Here is a 15,937-nt window from a genome sequence, read left to right as displayed (position 1 = left end):
TTATGATTAAAAATAAATAAAAAAACACGTAGAAAAAGAAAGTAAAATTCTGTGGAATTTCTAAAAGAGAGCCTTGGTAGCTGAAAAGAGGCGGAAGAAAACGAATTTGAAAATGGCTTTTGAGTGGGCATTTCGAAAAATTATTTTAGAGATGCACGGTTATTCCCGTTAGCAAGAATCCTAATATCAAGCAGTAGCGGCGTATTAGAGTAGAGGCAGAAATCGCAAGATTTTTGTAAATTAAGGTGGTACCATGTATGTTTATTACATCCTTAGAAGAGTCTTTGACTTTTCTAGGGATTTTTTTGTTTTCTATTTAAAAAATGAGGGGGAAATTAATTATGTGTCAAAATTCAGTACATCATTATGAAATCGTCGGCAGTTTTTTACGTCCGGAAGCGTTGAAAGAAGCGCGGGAAGAGTTTGCAGCTGGTACGATTTCTGGAGATGAATTAAAAGCAGTTGAGGATCAAGCCATTCGGGATTTAGTTGCTAAACAAAAAGAAATTGGCTTAAACGTTATCAGTGATGGGGAGTTTCGCCGTAGTTACTGGCATCTTGATTTTTTCTGGGGCTTCAATGGAATTGAGCATAATGTAATGGATCAAGGCTATTTATTTCACGGAGAAGAAACAAGAGCGGATTCAGCACGTTTAACAGGAAAAATAAGCTTTAATCCAGAACATCCGGTCTTTGAAGAGTACACATTTTTAACGGAAATTGCAGACGGAACGCCTGTTCGCCAAAGTATTCCTGCACCTGCCCAGTTATTAGCGGAGTTGGTTCGCAGTTCTAATGAAGACAAGGTTAATGAATTTTATCCTGATCGGGAATTATTATATCAAGATATTGCGAAGGCGTATCGGGAAACAATTTTAGCCTTATATGATTTAGGTTGTCGGGATATTAAATTGGATGATTGCACGTGGGGGATGTTAGTGGATAAGAACTTTTGGACCACGATGACTAATGGCGAATATGATACCAAGGCATTACAAGCGTTATATTTACGTTTAAATAATGATGCAATCGTTGATCTACCTGAAGATTTACATGTAACGACGCATGTCTGTCGTGGCAATTATCATTCAACGTGGGCCACTTCTGGCGGCTATGAGCCTGTTGCTGATACGTTGTTAGGCAATCAAAATGTCGAAGCCTTTTTCTTGGAGTTTGATGATGAGCGTTCAGGTGATTTTGAGCCGTTACGTTTTGTTCTAGAAGATAAACAAGTGGTTTTGGGCTTAGTTACAAGTAAGGACGGCACGTTAGAAGAGAAGGAAACATTAGTGAAGCGAATTAAAGAAGCAAGTAAGTTTGTCCCATTAGATCGCTTGAGTTTGAGTCCTCAATGTGGTTTTGCTTCGACAGAAGAAGGCAATGTTTTGACCGAGGAAGACCAGTGGAAAAAGTTGGCGTTAGTTATTGATGTAGCAAATGAGGTTTGGGGTTCAACAAAATAATTAGTTGGAAGGATGTGTGTAATCATGGCAGAAGTCGAAAGTTTTACATTAGATCATAATCAAGTGATTGCGCCGTACGTTCGAGTAATTACAACAGAAGTTGGGAAAAAAGGGGACGAAATCACGAATTATGACTTGCGTTTTGCCCAACCGAATCAGGCAGAAATTCCAACAGCTGCGCTTCATACGTTAGAACATTTATTAGCTGATTTATTGCGGGATCGTTTGGACGATATTATTGATATTTCGCCATTTGGTTGTCGAACAGGCTTTCATTTGATTGTTTGGGGGAATTATCCAGCCCAAGAGGTTGCTCAAGCTCTGAAAGAAACATTGGTTCAGATCGTAGAAGAAATTCAATGGACTGATGTTCAGGGAACAGATGCAAAAAGCTGTGGGAATTATAAAGATCACTCTCTTTTTTCCGCAAAAGAATGGGCGAAAGTAGTGTTAAATCAAGGAATCAGTACCTCTGCTTTTGAGCGAGAAATAATCTAGGGCGAATCATAGTAATATTTGAAGGAGGCTGTTATGAAAAAGTGGATTGGATTTGGCATTTTAGGGGCTTTATTTTTAGTGACGGGTTGTAACAGTCAAAATAAAGAGGAGGCAAATGAAGAACAGCATAAAGCGACTAAAATCGTTTTAGGTTCAGTTGACAGTGATGCCGATATTTGGCGCTTTATTGCAGACTCAGAGTTAGCTAAGGAAGCGGGATTAGCCATAGAGGTCAAAGAGATCAATGGCGGTCCTCAGCTAAATAATGCAACGGTTGAAGAACAGGTTGATGTGAATGCTTTTCAATCATTGGGGTATTTAAGTAGTTTCAATCAAGATAGCGACCAAAAATTAGTACCAATTGCAACAACCTATATGGAGCCGATGGGGCTTTATTCAGATAAATACAAATCAGTCGGGGAGATTAAAGAGGGAGCTGTCGTTGCAATCGCTGATAATCCAGCAAATACGGCGCGTGGCTTAAGATTGATGGAAACTGCTGGTTTGATCAAACTAGCCAAGAATTTTGATAACGGAACAGGAACGCCGTCTGATATTATTGAAAATCCTAAAAACTTAGAGTTTAAAATGATCGATGATACGACGGGACCAAGAGTATTGCAAGATGTTGATCTAGCTTTGATCAGTAATACAATTGCGTTTGAAGGTGGTTTAAATGTTTTGAAAGATGCTTTGTTTAAAGAAGAAATCGATGAACATACGCAGCAAAGCATCAATGTTTTAGTCACAACAGCAGACCGCCAACAGGATCAAGCGTTAAAAAAACTAGCAGATCTATATCATAGTCAAGCAGTCAAAGACTATATCCAAGAACATTTTGGTGGGACAAAAGTCGATGTGCAAGAAGATATTGGCAAGCTGTGGGAGGCAGATCAATGAAAATCGTCATAGCGGCAGCAATGCAAGAAGAGTTAGAACCATTTCGTGGTTCTTATCAATTGCACTCTATTTTAAAACGAGGGAAAACTGTGATCGAGGAAGTATTAGATCAGCCAGACTATTCCTTATTTTTAGTGGAAACCGGGATCGGTAAAGCCAATGCAGCAGCTTCAGCTAGTTTAGTTTGTGAAACAGTTCGACCAGATGTGATCATTAATACAGGTTCTGCAGGTGGCTTTTTAGGTGAAGTTGAAATTGGTGATGTTATTTATGGCACAAGGCTCACTTATAGTGATGTGGATGCGACTAGTTTTGATTACGCATTTGGGCAAGTGCCACAAATGCCAAAAGACTACCAGTTAAGTCAAAAATGGTTAGAAATTGTTGATTCTTTGGAAAAAACTAGAGATTATGGTTTGCATAATGGATTGATCGTCACTTCCGATTCCTTTATGAGTGAGTCGGAGTTTGTAACACAGGTGAAAGAGCGTTTTCCAGAAGCGAAAGCCTCTGATATGGAAAGCACAGCAATCGCACAAGTTGCGAGTTTTTATGCTATTCCTGTAATAAATATTCGCGGTATTTCCGACATTGCTGGGATTGAAGCTGCTGAGTCTTTTGATACACATTTAGGAAAAGCTGCACTACATGCATTTCAAGAAACGAAACGCTTAATTCGTGTATTGGTAGAAGATAATTAGTAGATGGTAAAGATGTTTGAGCTTTTAATAGCTGAACATCTTTATTTGTCTCGGCTTTATTTGCTTTTAAATGTCAACATGTTACTATCTTGAAATATAGAAAGCACATCTAAAGAGCATAGAAACCAATGAACAGAACTTAAAAGTGGTTAAAATTAAAAAGAGACGCTTCAAATAGTCTATAAAATGGCTTTATTTTCCATCTTCTCACCTAAAATGTTTACATTTATCCAGTGATAGTGTACTATTTAAAGGTATGCATAACATAAATTCATGTATAAAATTAAGTTATTCGGAGGGAAACAAATGTCTGCGAAATTTGAAAAAAAAGGCACCAATGATGGTGTGTTAACTTTTTCAGTTGATCAAACTCTAATTGAAAAAGGCTTGAAACAAGCATTCGATAAAGTCAAAAAAAATCTTAACGTACCAGGATTCCGTAAAGGAAAAGTGTCACGTCAAGTATTCAACCGTATGTACGGCGAAGAAGCATTATATGAAGATGCTTTGAACGCAGTGTTACCAGAAGTCTACGAAGCAGCTGTTAAAGAAGCTGGAATCGATCCTGTATCACAACCTAAAATTGATGTTGAAAGCATGAATAAAGGGGAAGATTGGGTCGTAACTGCTGAAGTGACTGTAAAACCTGAAGTTAAATTAGGCGAATACAAAAACTTAACAGTTGAAAAACAAGACCGTGAAGTTACAGACGAAGACGTAGATGCACGCATCCAAAATGAATTAGAAGCCCAAGCTGAACTAGTCATCAAAGAAGACGAAGCAGCTGTTGATGGCGATACTGTTGTTATTGACTTTGAAGGTTTCAAAGACGGAGAAGCTTTTGAAGGCGGAAAAGGTGAAAACTATTCTCTTGAATTAGGTTCTAACTCTTTCATCCCAGGCTTTGAAGAACAATTAGTTGGCAAAAAAGCTGGCGAAGAAGTTGAAGTAAAAGTAACATTCCCAGAAGATTACCAAGCAGAAGATCTAGCTGGTAAAGAAGCTGTTTTCCAAGTGAAAGTTCATGAAGTAAAAGCAAAAGAATTACCAACTTTAGATGATGAATTCGCAAAAGACGTTGATGACTCAGTAGAATCATTAGACGAATTAAAAGAAAAATACCGTAAAGAATTAACAGAATCTAAAGAAGCGGCTGCAACAGAAGCAAAAGACGAAGCTGCAATCCGTCAAGCTGTTGATAATGCAGAAATCGTTGACCTTCCACATGTAATGGTACATGACGAAGTTCACCGTTCAATGGATGAATTCCTAAACAACATGCAACGTCAAGGAATCGCTCCAGATATGTACTATCAATTAACTGGAACAACAGAAGCTGACTTGCACAAACAATTTGAAGCAGAAGCAGAAGTTCGTACGAAAACAAACCTTGTAATCGAAGCGATCGCTAAAGCAGAAGATATTGAAGTATCTCAAGAAGATATGGATAACGAAATCAAAGATTTATCAGAACAATACAACATGCCAATCGATCAAGTGAAAAAAGTCTTAACAGAAGACATGTTAAAACATGATATTCGCATGAAACGTGCAGTAGAAGTAATCACTGAAACTGCAACTGAAAAATAAATGTACAATAAAAGACATTCCTGAATGATCGGGAATGTCTTTTTTTAAGTTAAAGAATGAAACGATTATGTTAAAATTAAGTAGTGCTCAATGTTTTATCTAGCCATAGGATTAACGCTTGATAAGCTTGCAGTCCTTCGTTTTTAGTAATGTCTCCATCAAAATCATGAGGAAGAGCTTCAATTTCTTCATAAGTGGCATTAGGGATTTTGCTGCTAGCAATGCGTGATAGTTCAACTGGGACATCTTGGTCCGCTGAACTATGAGCCAAAAATACCGGTGGAAGTTCAGCAAGCTCAGTATCAGTTAAACTGAATGTTTCTTTTTCACTAGGTGAGCTGACGAGATAACTTAACCAGTTACCAAATTGCCGACCAGATAAATAAAGTGAAAAACGTTCATTAATTGAAACTTCTGCGATTGGGTTAGGATAGATCAACTCTTGGGCAGCCAAAGGGGCTATTTTAGGAAATTGATTGTAATAACTGCTAGGCTGACTAAATGAAGGATTCATCAGATCATAATAGCCATAAAAACTAATCAGTCCTTTTTGCTCTGGGAAAGGATAACGAGCAGATAATAGATAGGACAGAAAACCACCAGCCGAACGTCCAAACAAGAAATAATCCGAATGTTCTAGACCTAGTGTCATTTGATAATGCTTCAAGAACCAATCAATTGCTTCTTTTAAATAACTAACAATAGTTGGCAGTTTGACTTCAGGTGCTAATGGATAATCAATGGTCAATACGTTGTAACCATTTTCTGTTAAAAGCTGACAATAAACTTCTGGTAAATCATCTCGTTGTCCATAAAGCAAGCCACCACCGTGGAAGTAAAGTAATGTAGCTTTTGTTTGACAATTGTTTTGAGCTGAGTAATAGGTCATAAATAATTTCAAATTATCGAATTGACTATAACAAAATTCTTGTTTTAACATAATGATCCTCCTCATTTAAAAATTGGTCAGGTTTGTTTTGCAGCAATAGGTATTTTTTCTTAAGGGCATTTTATCATTTTTTCAAAGAATTAACCTGTAAATTTTAAAAATTTCACGAACTTATTTCTATTTTAACCCAAATAGCTCTAGTCTTTATGTTTAAAGCGCACAAAGATAGGAGCTGATTTGTGAAATGTGGATAGTGTATGAAAACTGGCAACCGCTTACAATGGTTATGATAATAAAAGAGGGAGATGTATCAAATGGATTTAAAAAAAGTTTTACAAGAAAATATCGATCACTTATCTAGTATTGGCAACGACCCAACAGGCGGAATGACCCGTTTATTGTATTCTGATTCCTGGTTGGAAGCACAAAAATCTGTGAAAGAAACATTGGAAGCTATCGGCATGACCGCTTCATTTGATGAGATCGGTAACCTCTTTGGTAGAGTAGAAGGTACAGAGCATCCAGAAGAAACCATTTTATCAGGTTCACATATTGATACCGTTGTGAACGGTGGTAACTTAGATGGTCAATTTGGGGTCATTGCAGCGTACGTTGCAATCCAATATTTATTAGAAACACATGGTAAACCGAAACGTTCTTTAGAAGTCATTTCAATGGCTGAAGAAGAAGGCAGTCGTTTCCCAACAGTATTCTGGGGTAGTAAAAACTTTGTCGGAGAAGCGAAAAAAGAAGACGTTATTGAAATCGCTGATTTTGAAGGGTTGAAATTTGTAGAAGAAATGCAACGTCACGGTTTTGACTTTAGAGATGAAAGCAAAGCAGCTAGAGATGATATCAAAGCTTTTGTAGAAATCCACATTGAACAAGGAACTGTCCTTGAAAAAGAACAATTACAAATCGGTGTGGTTAATAACATCGCGGGTCAAAAACGTTATACGATCGTTCTAAAAGGTGAAGCAAATCACGCTGGTACAACACCAATGGGGTATCGTAAAGATGCAGTGTATGCTTTTGCGAAGATCTGTTCACAAGCTATCGATCGTGCTTTAGAAGTGGGGGATCCACTGGTATTGACTTTCGGTAAAGTTGAACCCAAACCAAATACAGTAAATGTGGTTCCAGGTGAAGTGTTATTTACAATGGATTGCCGCCATACAGACAGCGGTGAGCTACACGCCTTTACCCAAGAAATTGAACAATTGATGAAAGATATTGCAGCGCAACACGGTTTAGAAATCGACATTGACTTATGGATGGATGAAGCGCCAGTTCCAATGAATGAAGAAATCGTAACGGCAATCGAAACGGCAGCTAAAGCTGAAAATATGAAATACAAAGTAATGCACAGTGGAGCTGGACATGATTCTCAAATCATCGCGCCAAACTTTCCGACAGCAATGATTTTTGTACCAAGTATCAATGGTATCAGCCATAATCCAGCTGAAGCTACTGACATTGATGATTTAGTCAATGGTGTAAAAGTATTGGCTAGCACATTATATGAATTAGCTTATAAATAAGAGAAAGTAGGAGAAATAGAAATGGGTTATAAAAATAATCAAACGGGCTATCTTGATGGATTATTATCATCTAGAGCCGTTATCAAAAAAAATAATTATGCATTGATTCCACATGATGGGTTAGTAAATAATGTGATTCCTGGCTTTGAAAATTGTGATTGTTCGATTTTAGGGTCAAAACAATTAGGAGCCAATTTTGTTGATTATATCATTACAATGCACAAAGATGGCAACAATCAACGTGGCTTCGGTGGCGAAGGTGTTGAAACAATTGTTTATGTGATCGACGGTGTTTTAAATGTCAATGATGGTACTGAAACACACAAACTAACAAAAGGCGGCTATGCATATTTACCAGCTAGCACGTTAATGTATCTAGAAAATGGTCAAGATGCTGATACAGAAATTTTCTTATACAAAAAACGTTACCAACCATTAGAAGGTTATGAAGCACACAAAGTAGTCGGCAATGTAAATGACATGGAGCCAATCGAATACGAAGGCATGAAAGACGTTCTTTTATGGGATTTCTTACCGAAAGATCTAGGTTTTGATATGAACTTCCACATCCTTTCATTTGAACCAGGAGCAAGTCACGGCTATATCGAAACGCATTATCAAGAACATGGCGCCTATTTACTTTCTGGACAAGGCATGTATAACTTAGATAATGAGTGGATGCCAGTCGAAAAAGGAGATTATATCTTTATGAGTTCATACGTGCAACAAGCAGCTTACGCAGTAGGACGTGATGAACCTTTAATGTATGTTTATTCAAAAGATTGCAACCGTGATCCAGAAATTTAATTTGATGAAGAGGAAGTTTAAGAATGAATGAAATTGTTGTAGTGAAACCAGAAGAATTGCATGATTTGATTGAAAAAAAATTAATGACAGCTGGCTTAAAGCCAGAACATGCAGATGAAGTGGCGACACATTTGGTATTTGCAGATGCATGCGGTATCCACTCACATGGCGCCGTTAGGGTAGAATACTATGCAGAACAAATCGATAAAGGCGGCGTAACGCTTGATCCTAAGATTGAGTTTGAAGAAACTGGACCAAGTTCAGGAATCGTTCATGGAAAAAATGGTGCAGGGCAATTTGTTGCGGATGTGGGACTTGACTATGCGATTGATATGGCAAAAAAATCTGGCGTTGCGGCTGTTGGGATTTCTAAAATCAGCCATAGCGGAGCACTGTCTTATTATGTAAAAAAAGCAGCGCAACAAGATTTGATAGCTATTGCAATGTGCCAATCTGATCCGATGGTTGTCCCATTTGGTGGCAAAGAAAATTACTTTGGGACAAACCCAATCGCCTTTGCAGCACCTAGGCAAGGTCATGATCCAGTTGTTTTCGATATGGCAACAACTGTTCAAGCATGGGGAAAAGTTTTAGATGCCCGTTCTAAAAATAAAGATATTCCAAATACCTGGGCAGTTGATAAAGACGGTAAACCAACAACTGATCCTCACAAAGTCAATGGCTTATTACCGATTGCTGGACCAAAGGGCTACGGTTTGATGATGATGGTAGATATTTTATCTGGTATGCTTTTAGGCTTACCATTTGGCAAACACGTTTCTTCAATGTATGACGATATAAGCAAAGGACGTAATGTGGGTCAAATGTATATTTTGATCGATCCAAAACGTTTCACTGATTTAGAGATGTTCAAAGAATCTGTGAACGGTATGGTAGAAGAGTTACATGAAATTCCCGCAGCTGATGGATTTGAACAAGTCTATTATCCAGGAGAAATCAATCAACTCAATTATGAAAAATCAATGACAGATGGTATCGACATCGTTAAGGATATCTACGACTATTTAAAGAGTGATACTCTTCATTTTGATCGATATGAAAATACAAATGCATTTGGTGAGAAAAAATAAAATTTGTTGAACTATGATGCTTCACGAAAATGTTGTTTGGTTTGTATAAGTATTAGCGAAGCGGAGAATTGTTGTCGTATGGTATCTAGCTACGCGGGCTAGCTTCTCGGAAAAAAGATAAAAATTGAATGAGGCCCAAAGCACCTCAGTCAATTTTTCCTATTTTTCTGTCGAAGCTGAACGAGCCCGCTTCGCTTTTGCTTTGAAACACAGTGAATGAAATGAACTGATGTTAAAAAGTACAAGGTGTAGCGAAGCGCAACGTTGTTACCGATAATAAAAGGAGGCGTTTTAAAATGAGAGTAAAAAAAGCGGATTTACATCAACTAATCAAAGATAAAATACAGAAAGCTGGTTTATCAGAGGAACATGCAGGAATCGTAAGTGATGTGTTAACCTTTGCAGATGCTAGAGGAATTCATTCCCACGGTGCAATGCGCGTGGAATATTATTCGGAAAGAATAGCAAAAGGCGGTATCACGAATGATCCTACTTTTTCTTTTAACCAAACAGCTCCTAGCTGTGGTATGTTTGAAGGCGATAACGGTTCTGGTTTTGTAGCAGCAGAAAAAGCAATGGATTTAGCGATTGAAATGGCCAAGAAAAATGGTGTCGCTGTTGTAGGAGTTCGTAACATCTCTCATAGCGGAGCGCTTGCCTATTATGTAGAAAGGGCCGCAGCACAAGATATGGTCGCCCTTTCTGTTTGCCAATCTGACCCAATGGTTGTGCCGTTTGGAGGAAGTGAACCTTACTTTGGCACAAATCCAATTGCCTTTGCAGCACCTAGCAATGATGACCGTGTCATAACGTTCGATATGGCGACGACTGTTCAGGCTTGGGGGAAAATCCTTCACGCTCGTTCCAAAAAAGAAGCGATCCCTGATACATGGGCAGTTGATGCCAAAGGAAATCCGACAACTGATTCAACAGCGGTCAATGCTTTACTTCCGATCGCTGGACCAAAAGGATATGGTTTGATGATGATGGTCGATATTCTATCAGGGATTTTACTAGGCGTGCCATTTGGCAAACACGTTTCTTCCATGTATCATGATTTATCGAAAGGTCGTGAACTAGGCCAGCTTCATATTGTGATCAATCCAGATTTCTTCATTGGTTTAGATGTATTTAAAAAGAATATTTCAACAATGTTAGATGAATTAAAAGAAATCAGCCCGAGTCCTGGTTTTACTGAGGTTAATTATCCAGGTGAACGAGGGCGCGCACGTGAAAAAAATTATGAAGAAAATGGAATTGAAATCGTAGATGATATTTACGAATATCTAGTCAGTGATGACATTCATTATGATCGTTATGATCACAAAAATAAGTTTGCGGAATAATCTTTTTGCAAAAAAAGATAGCAACCGAATGAGACAAAAAACGGCATAGTCGATTTTTCTTATTTTTCAGTCGAAACATAGTAAGTCCGTTACACTTTTAATCAAATGGAGGAATTTCAATGCTGCATACAATTATTAAAGCAAATAGCTATCAAGATTCAATCGTATTGATGCTATTAACCAACAAATTAAATACAATCGATGGTGTTCACAATGTTTCCGTTATGATGGGGACACCTGCAAATAAAGACATCTTTAAAACAGGTGGTTTATACACAGATGAGCTAGAAAAAGCTTCTTCAAATGACATGGTAATCGTGTTAGATATTGAAGATGATTCATTGATCGACCAAGTTTTAACTGAAATCGATGTATTTTTAGAAGAACAAACAAAAGGTGGCGGCGATGCCTCAGGTGAAGAAGTTGTTAAAACTTGGGACAAAGCTTTTGAGCTTGGGAAAGATGCAGGCGTGGTTGTCTTCTCTATTCCAGGAACACATGCAGCACTTGAAATTGAAAAAGCTTTGGATGAAGGCAAACATGTTTTTTGCTTCAGTGATAATGTTGCTATTGAAGATGAAAAACGTCTAAAAGAAAAAGCACATGATGCAGGTCTTTTATTAATGGGACCAGATTGCGGAACTGGGATTATCAATGGTATTCCTGTAGCCTTTACAAATGCTGTTCGTAAAGGGAAAATCGGTGTTGTTGGTGCTTCTGGAACAGGGATTCAAGAAGTAACAACGATCATCCACAAATTAGGTGGCGGTGTGACGAATGCAATCGGGACTGGCGGACGTGATTTAAAAGCTGAAATTGGCGGAATCACTTTAAAAGACAGTATTATGACATTAGAGAAAGACCCTAATACAGAAGTGGTTGTTGTGATCTCTAAACCACCTGCACCAGAAGTTCGTGATGAAGTCTTAAATCTTCTAAGAAGCATCTCAAAACCTGCTGTAACGATTTTTCTAGGCGAAAAACCAACATCTCATGAAGAAAATCTTTATCGTGCCTATACATTAGAAGAAGCCGCTCAAACAGCTGTTCAATTATTAAATAAAGAAACGGTTACAACTGTAAAAGAAACACTAACTGTTCCTGCTCATTCTTTCAAACCTGAACAAAAATATGTTAAAGGTTTATATTCTGGCGGAACGCTTGCTTATGAAGCGGCAATGTTGATCAAAGAAGGTTTAGCATTAACAGGTGACGAACATGCACCAGAAGGCTTTATCTTACAAAATCAAGGTCATGAAATCATTGACTTAGGTGACGATGTTTATACACAAGGAAAACCTCATCCAATGATCGATCCAACAAAACGCAAAGAAATGTTAGAAGAAGCGGGCCAAGATCCTGAAACGGCAATCATTCTTTTAGATGTTGTATTAGGTTATGGTTCTCATGCCAACATGGCGCAAGAACTAGCACCAACCATCAAAGAGATCAAAGCTCAAGCGGCATCTGATGGAAGAGAATTATTTATGATCGGTACGATTGTAGGGACAGACGAAGATCCCCAAAATATTCATGAACAAGAAACGATCATGAAAGAGGCTGGTGTGATCCTTTGCGATAGTAATGCACAAGCAGTGCGTTTAGCATTAGCTATTTTAGATCATCCCTTGACTCAAACAGATAAAGCAATTGAATCAGCACCGGCAGTGAATCCAGTTGCAATTGAACCAACAGAAGCGATGTTAGCTTTATTAACAAATCAAGGATTTATCAACGTTGGCCTACGTAGCTTCTCAGAAGCCATCATCAATCATGGTGGTAAAGTGGTTCAATATGATTGGCAACCAGTTGCAGGCGGAAACATTACACTGCAAAAAGCATTACAATTCTTAAATAAAGTAGCATTAGCAAAATAAATTATCCAGCTTACTGAGCTAGCTCCTCAGAAAAAAGATAAAAATAGATTGTGGTAAAAAGCACCACATTCTATTTTTCCTATTTTTCAGTCGGAGCTGATCAAGCTCATTCAGCTTTTAACGGAGGAAAATCAAAATGGCATATAAAACAATCGATGAGGCAAACCAAGCGGTAGCAGCAAAAATCGTTGCTGGTTCTCCTTTCTTATTAGATGTAGTCCCAGCAAATTCAGTGATCGAAGAATTGAATGAAGGAAAAGTCCTATTACATGCAGGTCCTCCAATTACTTACGATAAAATGGTCGATCCAATTCAAGGCGCTTGTGTAGGTGCAGTTTTATTTGAAGAATGGTGTGAAACAGAAGAAGAAGCCAGAAAATTGCTAGAATCTGGTGAAGTAAAATTAATTCCGTGTCATCACGTAAATGCGGTTGGACCAATGGGTGGTATCACTTCAGGAAACATGGCAGTCTTAGTTGTTGAAAATAAAACTGACGGTAACCGTGCTTTTTGTACAATGAACGAAGGAATCGGCGCGGTACTACGTTTTGGTGCATATTCTGACGAAGTAATCACTCGTTTAAGATGGATGAGAGATACTTTAGCTCCTGTTTTAAGTGCAGCATTGAAAACAAAAGAAGATGGCTTAAACATCAATGTATTAGTTGCCAAAGCAATTGCTATGGGAGATGAGTTCCATCAACGTAACATTGCGGCATCATTAGCATTCTTGAAAGAAATGGCCCCAATCATCTTTGGGTTGACTGAAATTGACCAAACGAAGCGTGAAGAAGTTGTTCAATTTTTAGCAGATACCGATCAATTCTTCTTAAACATCATGATGGCATCAGCGAAAGCTGTCATGGATGGTGCAAGACAAATTCAAGAAGGAACAATCGTAACGGCAATGTGTAGAAATGGATATGAGTTTGGTATTCGTATTGCTGGTATGGGGGATGAATGGTTTACAGGACCAGTCAATACACCTCAAGGCTTATATTTCTCTGGATTTAGTGAAGCAGATGCGGCTCCTGATATGGGAGACAGTGCTATCACTGAAACGTTTGGTGTTGGTGGTATGGCGATGATCGCAGCACCTGCTGTAACTCGTTTTGTAGGTTCAGGCGGATTCTACGATGCATTGAATACTAGTAATGAGATGACAGAAATTTGTATTGATACAAATCCAAATTTCCCAGTTCCAACATGGGACTTTAAAGGAATTTGTTTAGGAATCGATGCACGAAAAGTGGTAGAAACAGGAATTCTTCCCGTAATCAATACAGGGATCGCCAATAAAAAAGCAGGCTTAGGTCAAATCGGAGCAGGCACTGTAACGCCGCCAATCGACTGTTTTGAAAAAGCAGTTTTAGCCTATGCGAAAAAATTAGGTTTTACAGAATAAAAGGTGAAAACAATTGTTTATTAATGCTAGTTTTATAGATCAAGCGCTCTTGGTGACAGGTGACGCTGAACAAGAAAAATGGCAGGTTCACAGTAAATACAAAAATAGCTTCAATATACAAGACGAAAGGAAAAAACAGTTAGTGGTCATTACGACCACTGACTATCCTTTTATGCCAAATGGTATTTATATAGAAAAAACTGACTTTTTAGCGTTATTGGCAGCGATTGACATTGGAGAAGGAATAAGTTGGCGTCAAAATACACTTCAATTTTCCCGCAATCATTTATTCTTGATGCATGCTAAGCGCTATTCTTCTGTTATGCAAAAATCAGCAGATATGCGAATTGAAAGTCAAGAAAAGCTATTTTCATGTGTAGATAAATTAGAAGAAAAAACGGGCAGTCAAAATACTTTAGTTGCGTTTATAGCAGCAAAAGAGCCATTTAGCCAGGCTGTAAAACAGCTGTGTTCAAAAGCAGATTCACAACAAAAGTTAGGATTAGAATTTCTTTTGGGTAGAGGGATGGGCTTAACGCCTTCTGGCGATGATATGATTGTTGGCCACCTTGCTGCAAGATTTTTATTAGAACAAGAAAATGATAGTTTGAATAATCTATTACTTACTGAACTGTTGTCAGAACAGTCTTTAACAACAGATATCAGCAAGCACTATTTGTTATGCGCATTATCAGCTCGTTTTAGTGAACCTGTTCTTCATTTAGTTGGCTCGTTAACGATCGATAGCAGCGAAGAACAAATTGAAAAGAACGTTAAAGCAATTCTGTCAGTCGGACACACGTCTGGTGTTGATTTATTAGCAGGCTTAATCACTACAATCAAATTACTAAGCATTAATTGAAGGAGGATTTTTATGGCAAATCGTGTCGTGATCGCATTGGGAGGCAATGCAATTTTAAAACCAAATCAAGAGGCAACACTTGAGGTACAATTAGAGAATGTTAAAGTCAGCGCTGAGCTGGTAGCAAAAATAGAAGAAATTGATTATGAAATCGTTTTAACACATGGGAATGGTCCACAGGTTGGGAATATTTTAAGACAAAATGAAGAAGCCAAAGATATCGTTCCACCGTTTCCTTTAGACGTTTGTAATGCAGAATCACAAGGGTTTATCGGTTATATGTTAGAACAAAGTTTGAAAAATTCGTTGGAAACAAAAGGATTAACAAGTAACGTCATCTCATTACTTACTCAAACTGAGGTTTCAGCTGAAGATGAAGCTTTTAATAATCCGAACAAACCAATCGGAATTTTTTATTCAGAAGCAGAAGCGAAAAAAATGGAACAAGAAAAAAACTGGGTAATGATGGAAGATGCTGGTCGCGGCTATCGTCGTGTCGTTCCTTCACCGCAACCAAAAGCGATTCATGGTGTAGATGCAATCGTTCATTTATTAAGCCGAAATACAATCGTGATTGCAGGTGGTGGCGGTGGAATTCCCGTTGTTCGTGATCAAGATGGGTTGTTAAAAGGAATCGAAGCGGTGATTGATAAAGATCGTACAGGTAAAAAACTAGCAGAACAAGTTGATGCCAATGTCTTTATGATGCTAACAGACGTGAGTAATGTTTATATCAATTACGGTAAAGAAAATCAAGAAAAACTAGAAACGATTTCTGTCAAACAAGCACAACAATATATGGATGAAGGTCATTTTGCTGATGGCAGCATGGGACCAAAAATGGAAGCTGCAATTGGTTTTGCTGCACAAGGAAAAACTGCGATTATTTGCTCATTGGAAGAGGCTGATCAAGCGTTATTAGGTAGAGCGGGAACAAGAATCACAGGATAAGAAAATATAAATAGAA

The 15,937-nt window shown here is 38.1% G+C and carries 14 protein-coding genes and 1 other annotated feature; of the genes, 13 read left to right on the top strand and 1 reads right to left on the bottom strand.

Annotated elements, in window-relative coordinates:
• Positions 1 to 20: 20 nt before the first annotated feature.
• Positions 21 to 277 (top strand) — a binding site (T-box leader).
• 64 nt (positions 278 to 341) lie between these two features.
• The 5 genes from IGJ55_RS11940 to tig all read left to right on the top strand — a co-directional run bounded on the left by IGJ55_RS11940 (position 342) and on the right by tig (position 5,152).
• Positions 342 to 1,463, top strand: coding sequence for a 5-methyltetrahydropteroyltriglutamate--homocysteine S-methyltransferase (locus IGJ55_RS11940; protein ID WP_430606556.1), 1,122 nt, complete (start codon positions 342 to 344; stop codon positions 1,461 to 1,463).
• A gap of 24 nt (positions 1,464 to 1,487) precedes the next feature.
• Positions 1,488 to 1,961: an S-ribosylhomocysteine lyase gene (locus IGJ55_RS11935; protein WP_429949067.1), complete on the top strand. Its 474-nt coding sequence runs from the start codon at positions 1,488 to 1,490 to the stop codon at positions 1,959 to 1,961.
• A gap of 33 nt (positions 1,962 to 1,994) precedes the next feature.
• Complete coding sequence (locus tag IGJ55_RS11930) at positions 1,995 to 2,861, top strand: MetQ/NlpA family ABC transporter substrate-binding protein (RefSeq protein WP_430606554.1); 867 nt, start codon at positions 1,995 to 1,997, stop codon at positions 2,859 to 2,861.
• Positions 2,858 to 3,562 (top strand): 5'-methylthioadenosine/adenosylhomocysteine nucleosidase, encoded by a 705-nt coding sequence (locus IGJ55_RS11925; protein ID WP_430606553.1) that lies wholly within the window; start codon positions 2,858 to 2,860, stop codon positions 3,560 to 3,562. The genes IGJ55_RS11930 and IGJ55_RS11925 overlap by 4 nt, the downstream gene beginning before the upstream one ends.
• A 306-nt stretch (positions 3,563 to 3,868) precedes the next feature.
• Positions 3,869 to 5,152: a trigger factor gene (gene tig, locus IGJ55_RS11920; RefSeq protein WP_069641035.1), complete on the top strand. Its 1,284-nt coding sequence runs from the start codon at positions 3,869 to 3,871 to the stop codon at positions 5,150 to 5,152.
• A gap of 76 nt (positions 5,153 to 5,228) precedes the next feature.
• On the opposite strand, the gene IGJ55_RS11915 is transcribed toward tig, so the two are convergent.
• On the bottom strand, positions 5,229 to 6,092 hold the full coding sequence (locus tag IGJ55_RS11915) for an alpha/beta hydrolase (protein WP_430606551.1): 864 nt from the start codon (positions 6,090 to 6,092) through the stop codon (positions 5,229 to 5,231).
• Between the two features lie 263 nt (positions 6,093 to 6,355).
• Between IGJ55_RS11915 and allC the strand changes: the two genes are divergently transcribed.
• From allC to arcC, 8 genes are all read left to right on the top strand, one after another.
• Positions 6,356 to 7,582 (top strand): allantoate deiminase, encoded by a 1,227-nt coding sequence (gene allC / locus IGJ55_RS11910; protein ID WP_430606550.1) that lies wholly within the window; start codon positions 6,356 to 6,358, stop codon positions 7,580 to 7,582.
• 21 nt (positions 7,583 to 7,603) lie between these two features.
• Positions 7,604 to 8,389, top strand: coding sequence for a (S)-ureidoglycine aminohydrolase (gene allE, locus IGJ55_RS11905; RefSeq protein ID WP_429949072.1), 786 nt, complete (start codon positions 7,604 to 7,606; stop codon positions 8,387 to 8,389).
• A 23-nt stretch (positions 8,390 to 8,412) separates the two neighbouring features.
• On the top strand, positions 8,413 to 9,480 hold the full coding sequence (gene allD, locus IGJ55_RS11900; RefSeq protein WP_430606549.1) for an ureidoglycolate dehydrogenase: 1,068 nt from the start codon (positions 8,413 to 8,415) through the stop codon (positions 9,478 to 9,480).
• A 296-nt stretch (positions 9,481 to 9,776) separates the two neighbouring features.
• The gene (allD, locus tag IGJ55_RS11895; RefSeq protein WP_430606548.1) at positions 9,777 to 10,826 is read left to right on the top strand and encodes an ureidoglycolate dehydrogenase; all 1,050 of its coding nucleotides are present in this window, start codon (positions 9,777 to 9,779) and stop codon (positions 10,824 to 10,826) included.
• A gap of 119 nt (positions 10,827 to 10,945) precedes the next feature.
• Positions 10,946 to 12,703, top strand: a complete 1,758-nt coding sequence (gene fdrA / locus IGJ55_RS11890; protein ID WP_429949073.1) for an acyl-CoA synthetase FdrA — start codon at positions 10,946 to 10,948, stop codon at positions 12,701 to 12,703.
• A 136-nt stretch (positions 12,704 to 12,839) separates the two neighbouring features.
• Positions 12,840 to 14,108, top strand: coding sequence for a DUF1116 domain-containing protein (locus IGJ55_RS11885; RefSeq protein ID WP_430606547.1), 1,269 nt, complete (start codon positions 12,840 to 12,842; stop codon positions 14,106 to 14,108).
• 13 nt (positions 14,109 to 14,121) lie between these two features.
• Entirely contained in the window at positions 14,122 to 14,970 is an 849-nt protein-coding gene (locus IGJ55_RS11880) for a DUF2877 domain-containing protein (protein ID WP_429949075.1), read from the top strand.
• A gap of 12 nt (positions 14,971 to 14,982) precedes the next feature.
• Positions 14,983 to 15,921 (top strand): carbamate kinase, encoded by a 939-nt coding sequence (arcC, locus tag IGJ55_RS11875; protein WP_069641043.1) that lies wholly within the window; start codon positions 14,983 to 14,985, stop codon positions 15,919 to 15,921.
• Positions 15,922 to 15,937: the final 16 nt, after the last annotated feature.

Source organism: Enterococcus sp. AZ170 (assembly GCF_050545135.1).
In the GTDB taxonomy this organism is placed as follows: domain Bacteria; phylum Bacillota; class Bacilli; order Lactobacillales; family Enterococcaceae; genus Enterococcus_L; species Enterococcus_L ureilyticus.
The sequence above is the reverse complement of the archived record's forward strand: the minus strand, read 5'-3'. Positions and strand labels throughout refer to the sequence as shown.

What these genes read in the sequence shown, in the direction of transcription:
- IGJ55_RS11940 (WP_430606556.1), top strand. Translation starts at nt 342, where the DNA reads ATGTGTCAAAATTCAGTACATCATTATGAAATCGTCGGCAGTTTTTTA.
- IGJ55_RS11935 (WP_429949067.1), top strand. Translation starts at nt 1,488, where the DNA reads ATGGCAGAAGTCGAAAGTTTTACATTAGATCATAATCAAGTGATTGCG.
- IGJ55_RS11930 (WP_430606554.1), top strand. Translation starts at nt 1,995, where the DNA reads ATGAAAAAGTGGATTGGATTTGGCATTTTAGGGGCTTTATTTTTAGTG.
- IGJ55_RS11925 (WP_430606553.1), top strand. Translation starts at nt 2,858, where the DNA reads ATGAAAATCGTCATAGCGGCAGCAATGCAAGAAGAGTTAGAACCATTT.
- tig (WP_069641035.1), top strand. Translation starts at nt 3,869, where the DNA reads ATGTCTGCGAAATTTGAAAAAAAAGGCACCAATGATGGTGTGTTAACT.
- IGJ55_RS11915 (WP_430606551.1), bottom strand. Translation starts at nt 6,092, where the DNA reads ATGTTAAAACAAGAATTTTGTTATAGTCAATTCGATAATTTGAAATTA.
- allC (WP_430606550.1), top strand. Translation starts at nt 6,356, where the DNA reads ATGGATTTAAAAAAAGTTTTACAAGAAAATATCGATCACTTATCTAGT.
- allE (WP_429949072.1), top strand. Translation starts at nt 7,604, where the DNA reads ATGGGTTATAAAAATAATCAAACGGGCTATCTTGATGGATTATTATCA.
- allD (WP_430606549.1), top strand. Translation starts at nt 8,413, where the DNA reads ATGAATGAAATTGTTGTAGTGAAACCAGAAGAATTGCATGATTTGATT.
- allD (WP_430606548.1), top strand. Translation starts at nt 9,777, where the DNA reads ATGAGAGTAAAAAAAGCGGATTTACATCAACTAATCAAAGATAAAATA.
- fdrA (WP_429949073.1), top strand. Translation starts at nt 10,946, where the DNA reads ATGCTGCATACAATTATTAAAGCAAATAGCTATCAAGATTCAATCGTA.
- IGJ55_RS11885 (WP_430606547.1), top strand. Translation starts at nt 12,840, where the DNA reads ATGGCATATAAAACAATCGATGAGGCAAACCAAGCGGTAGCAGCAAAA.
- arcC (WP_069641043.1), top strand. Translation starts at nt 14,983, where the DNA reads ATGGCAAATCGTGTCGTGATCGCATTGGGAGGCAATGCAATTTTAAAA.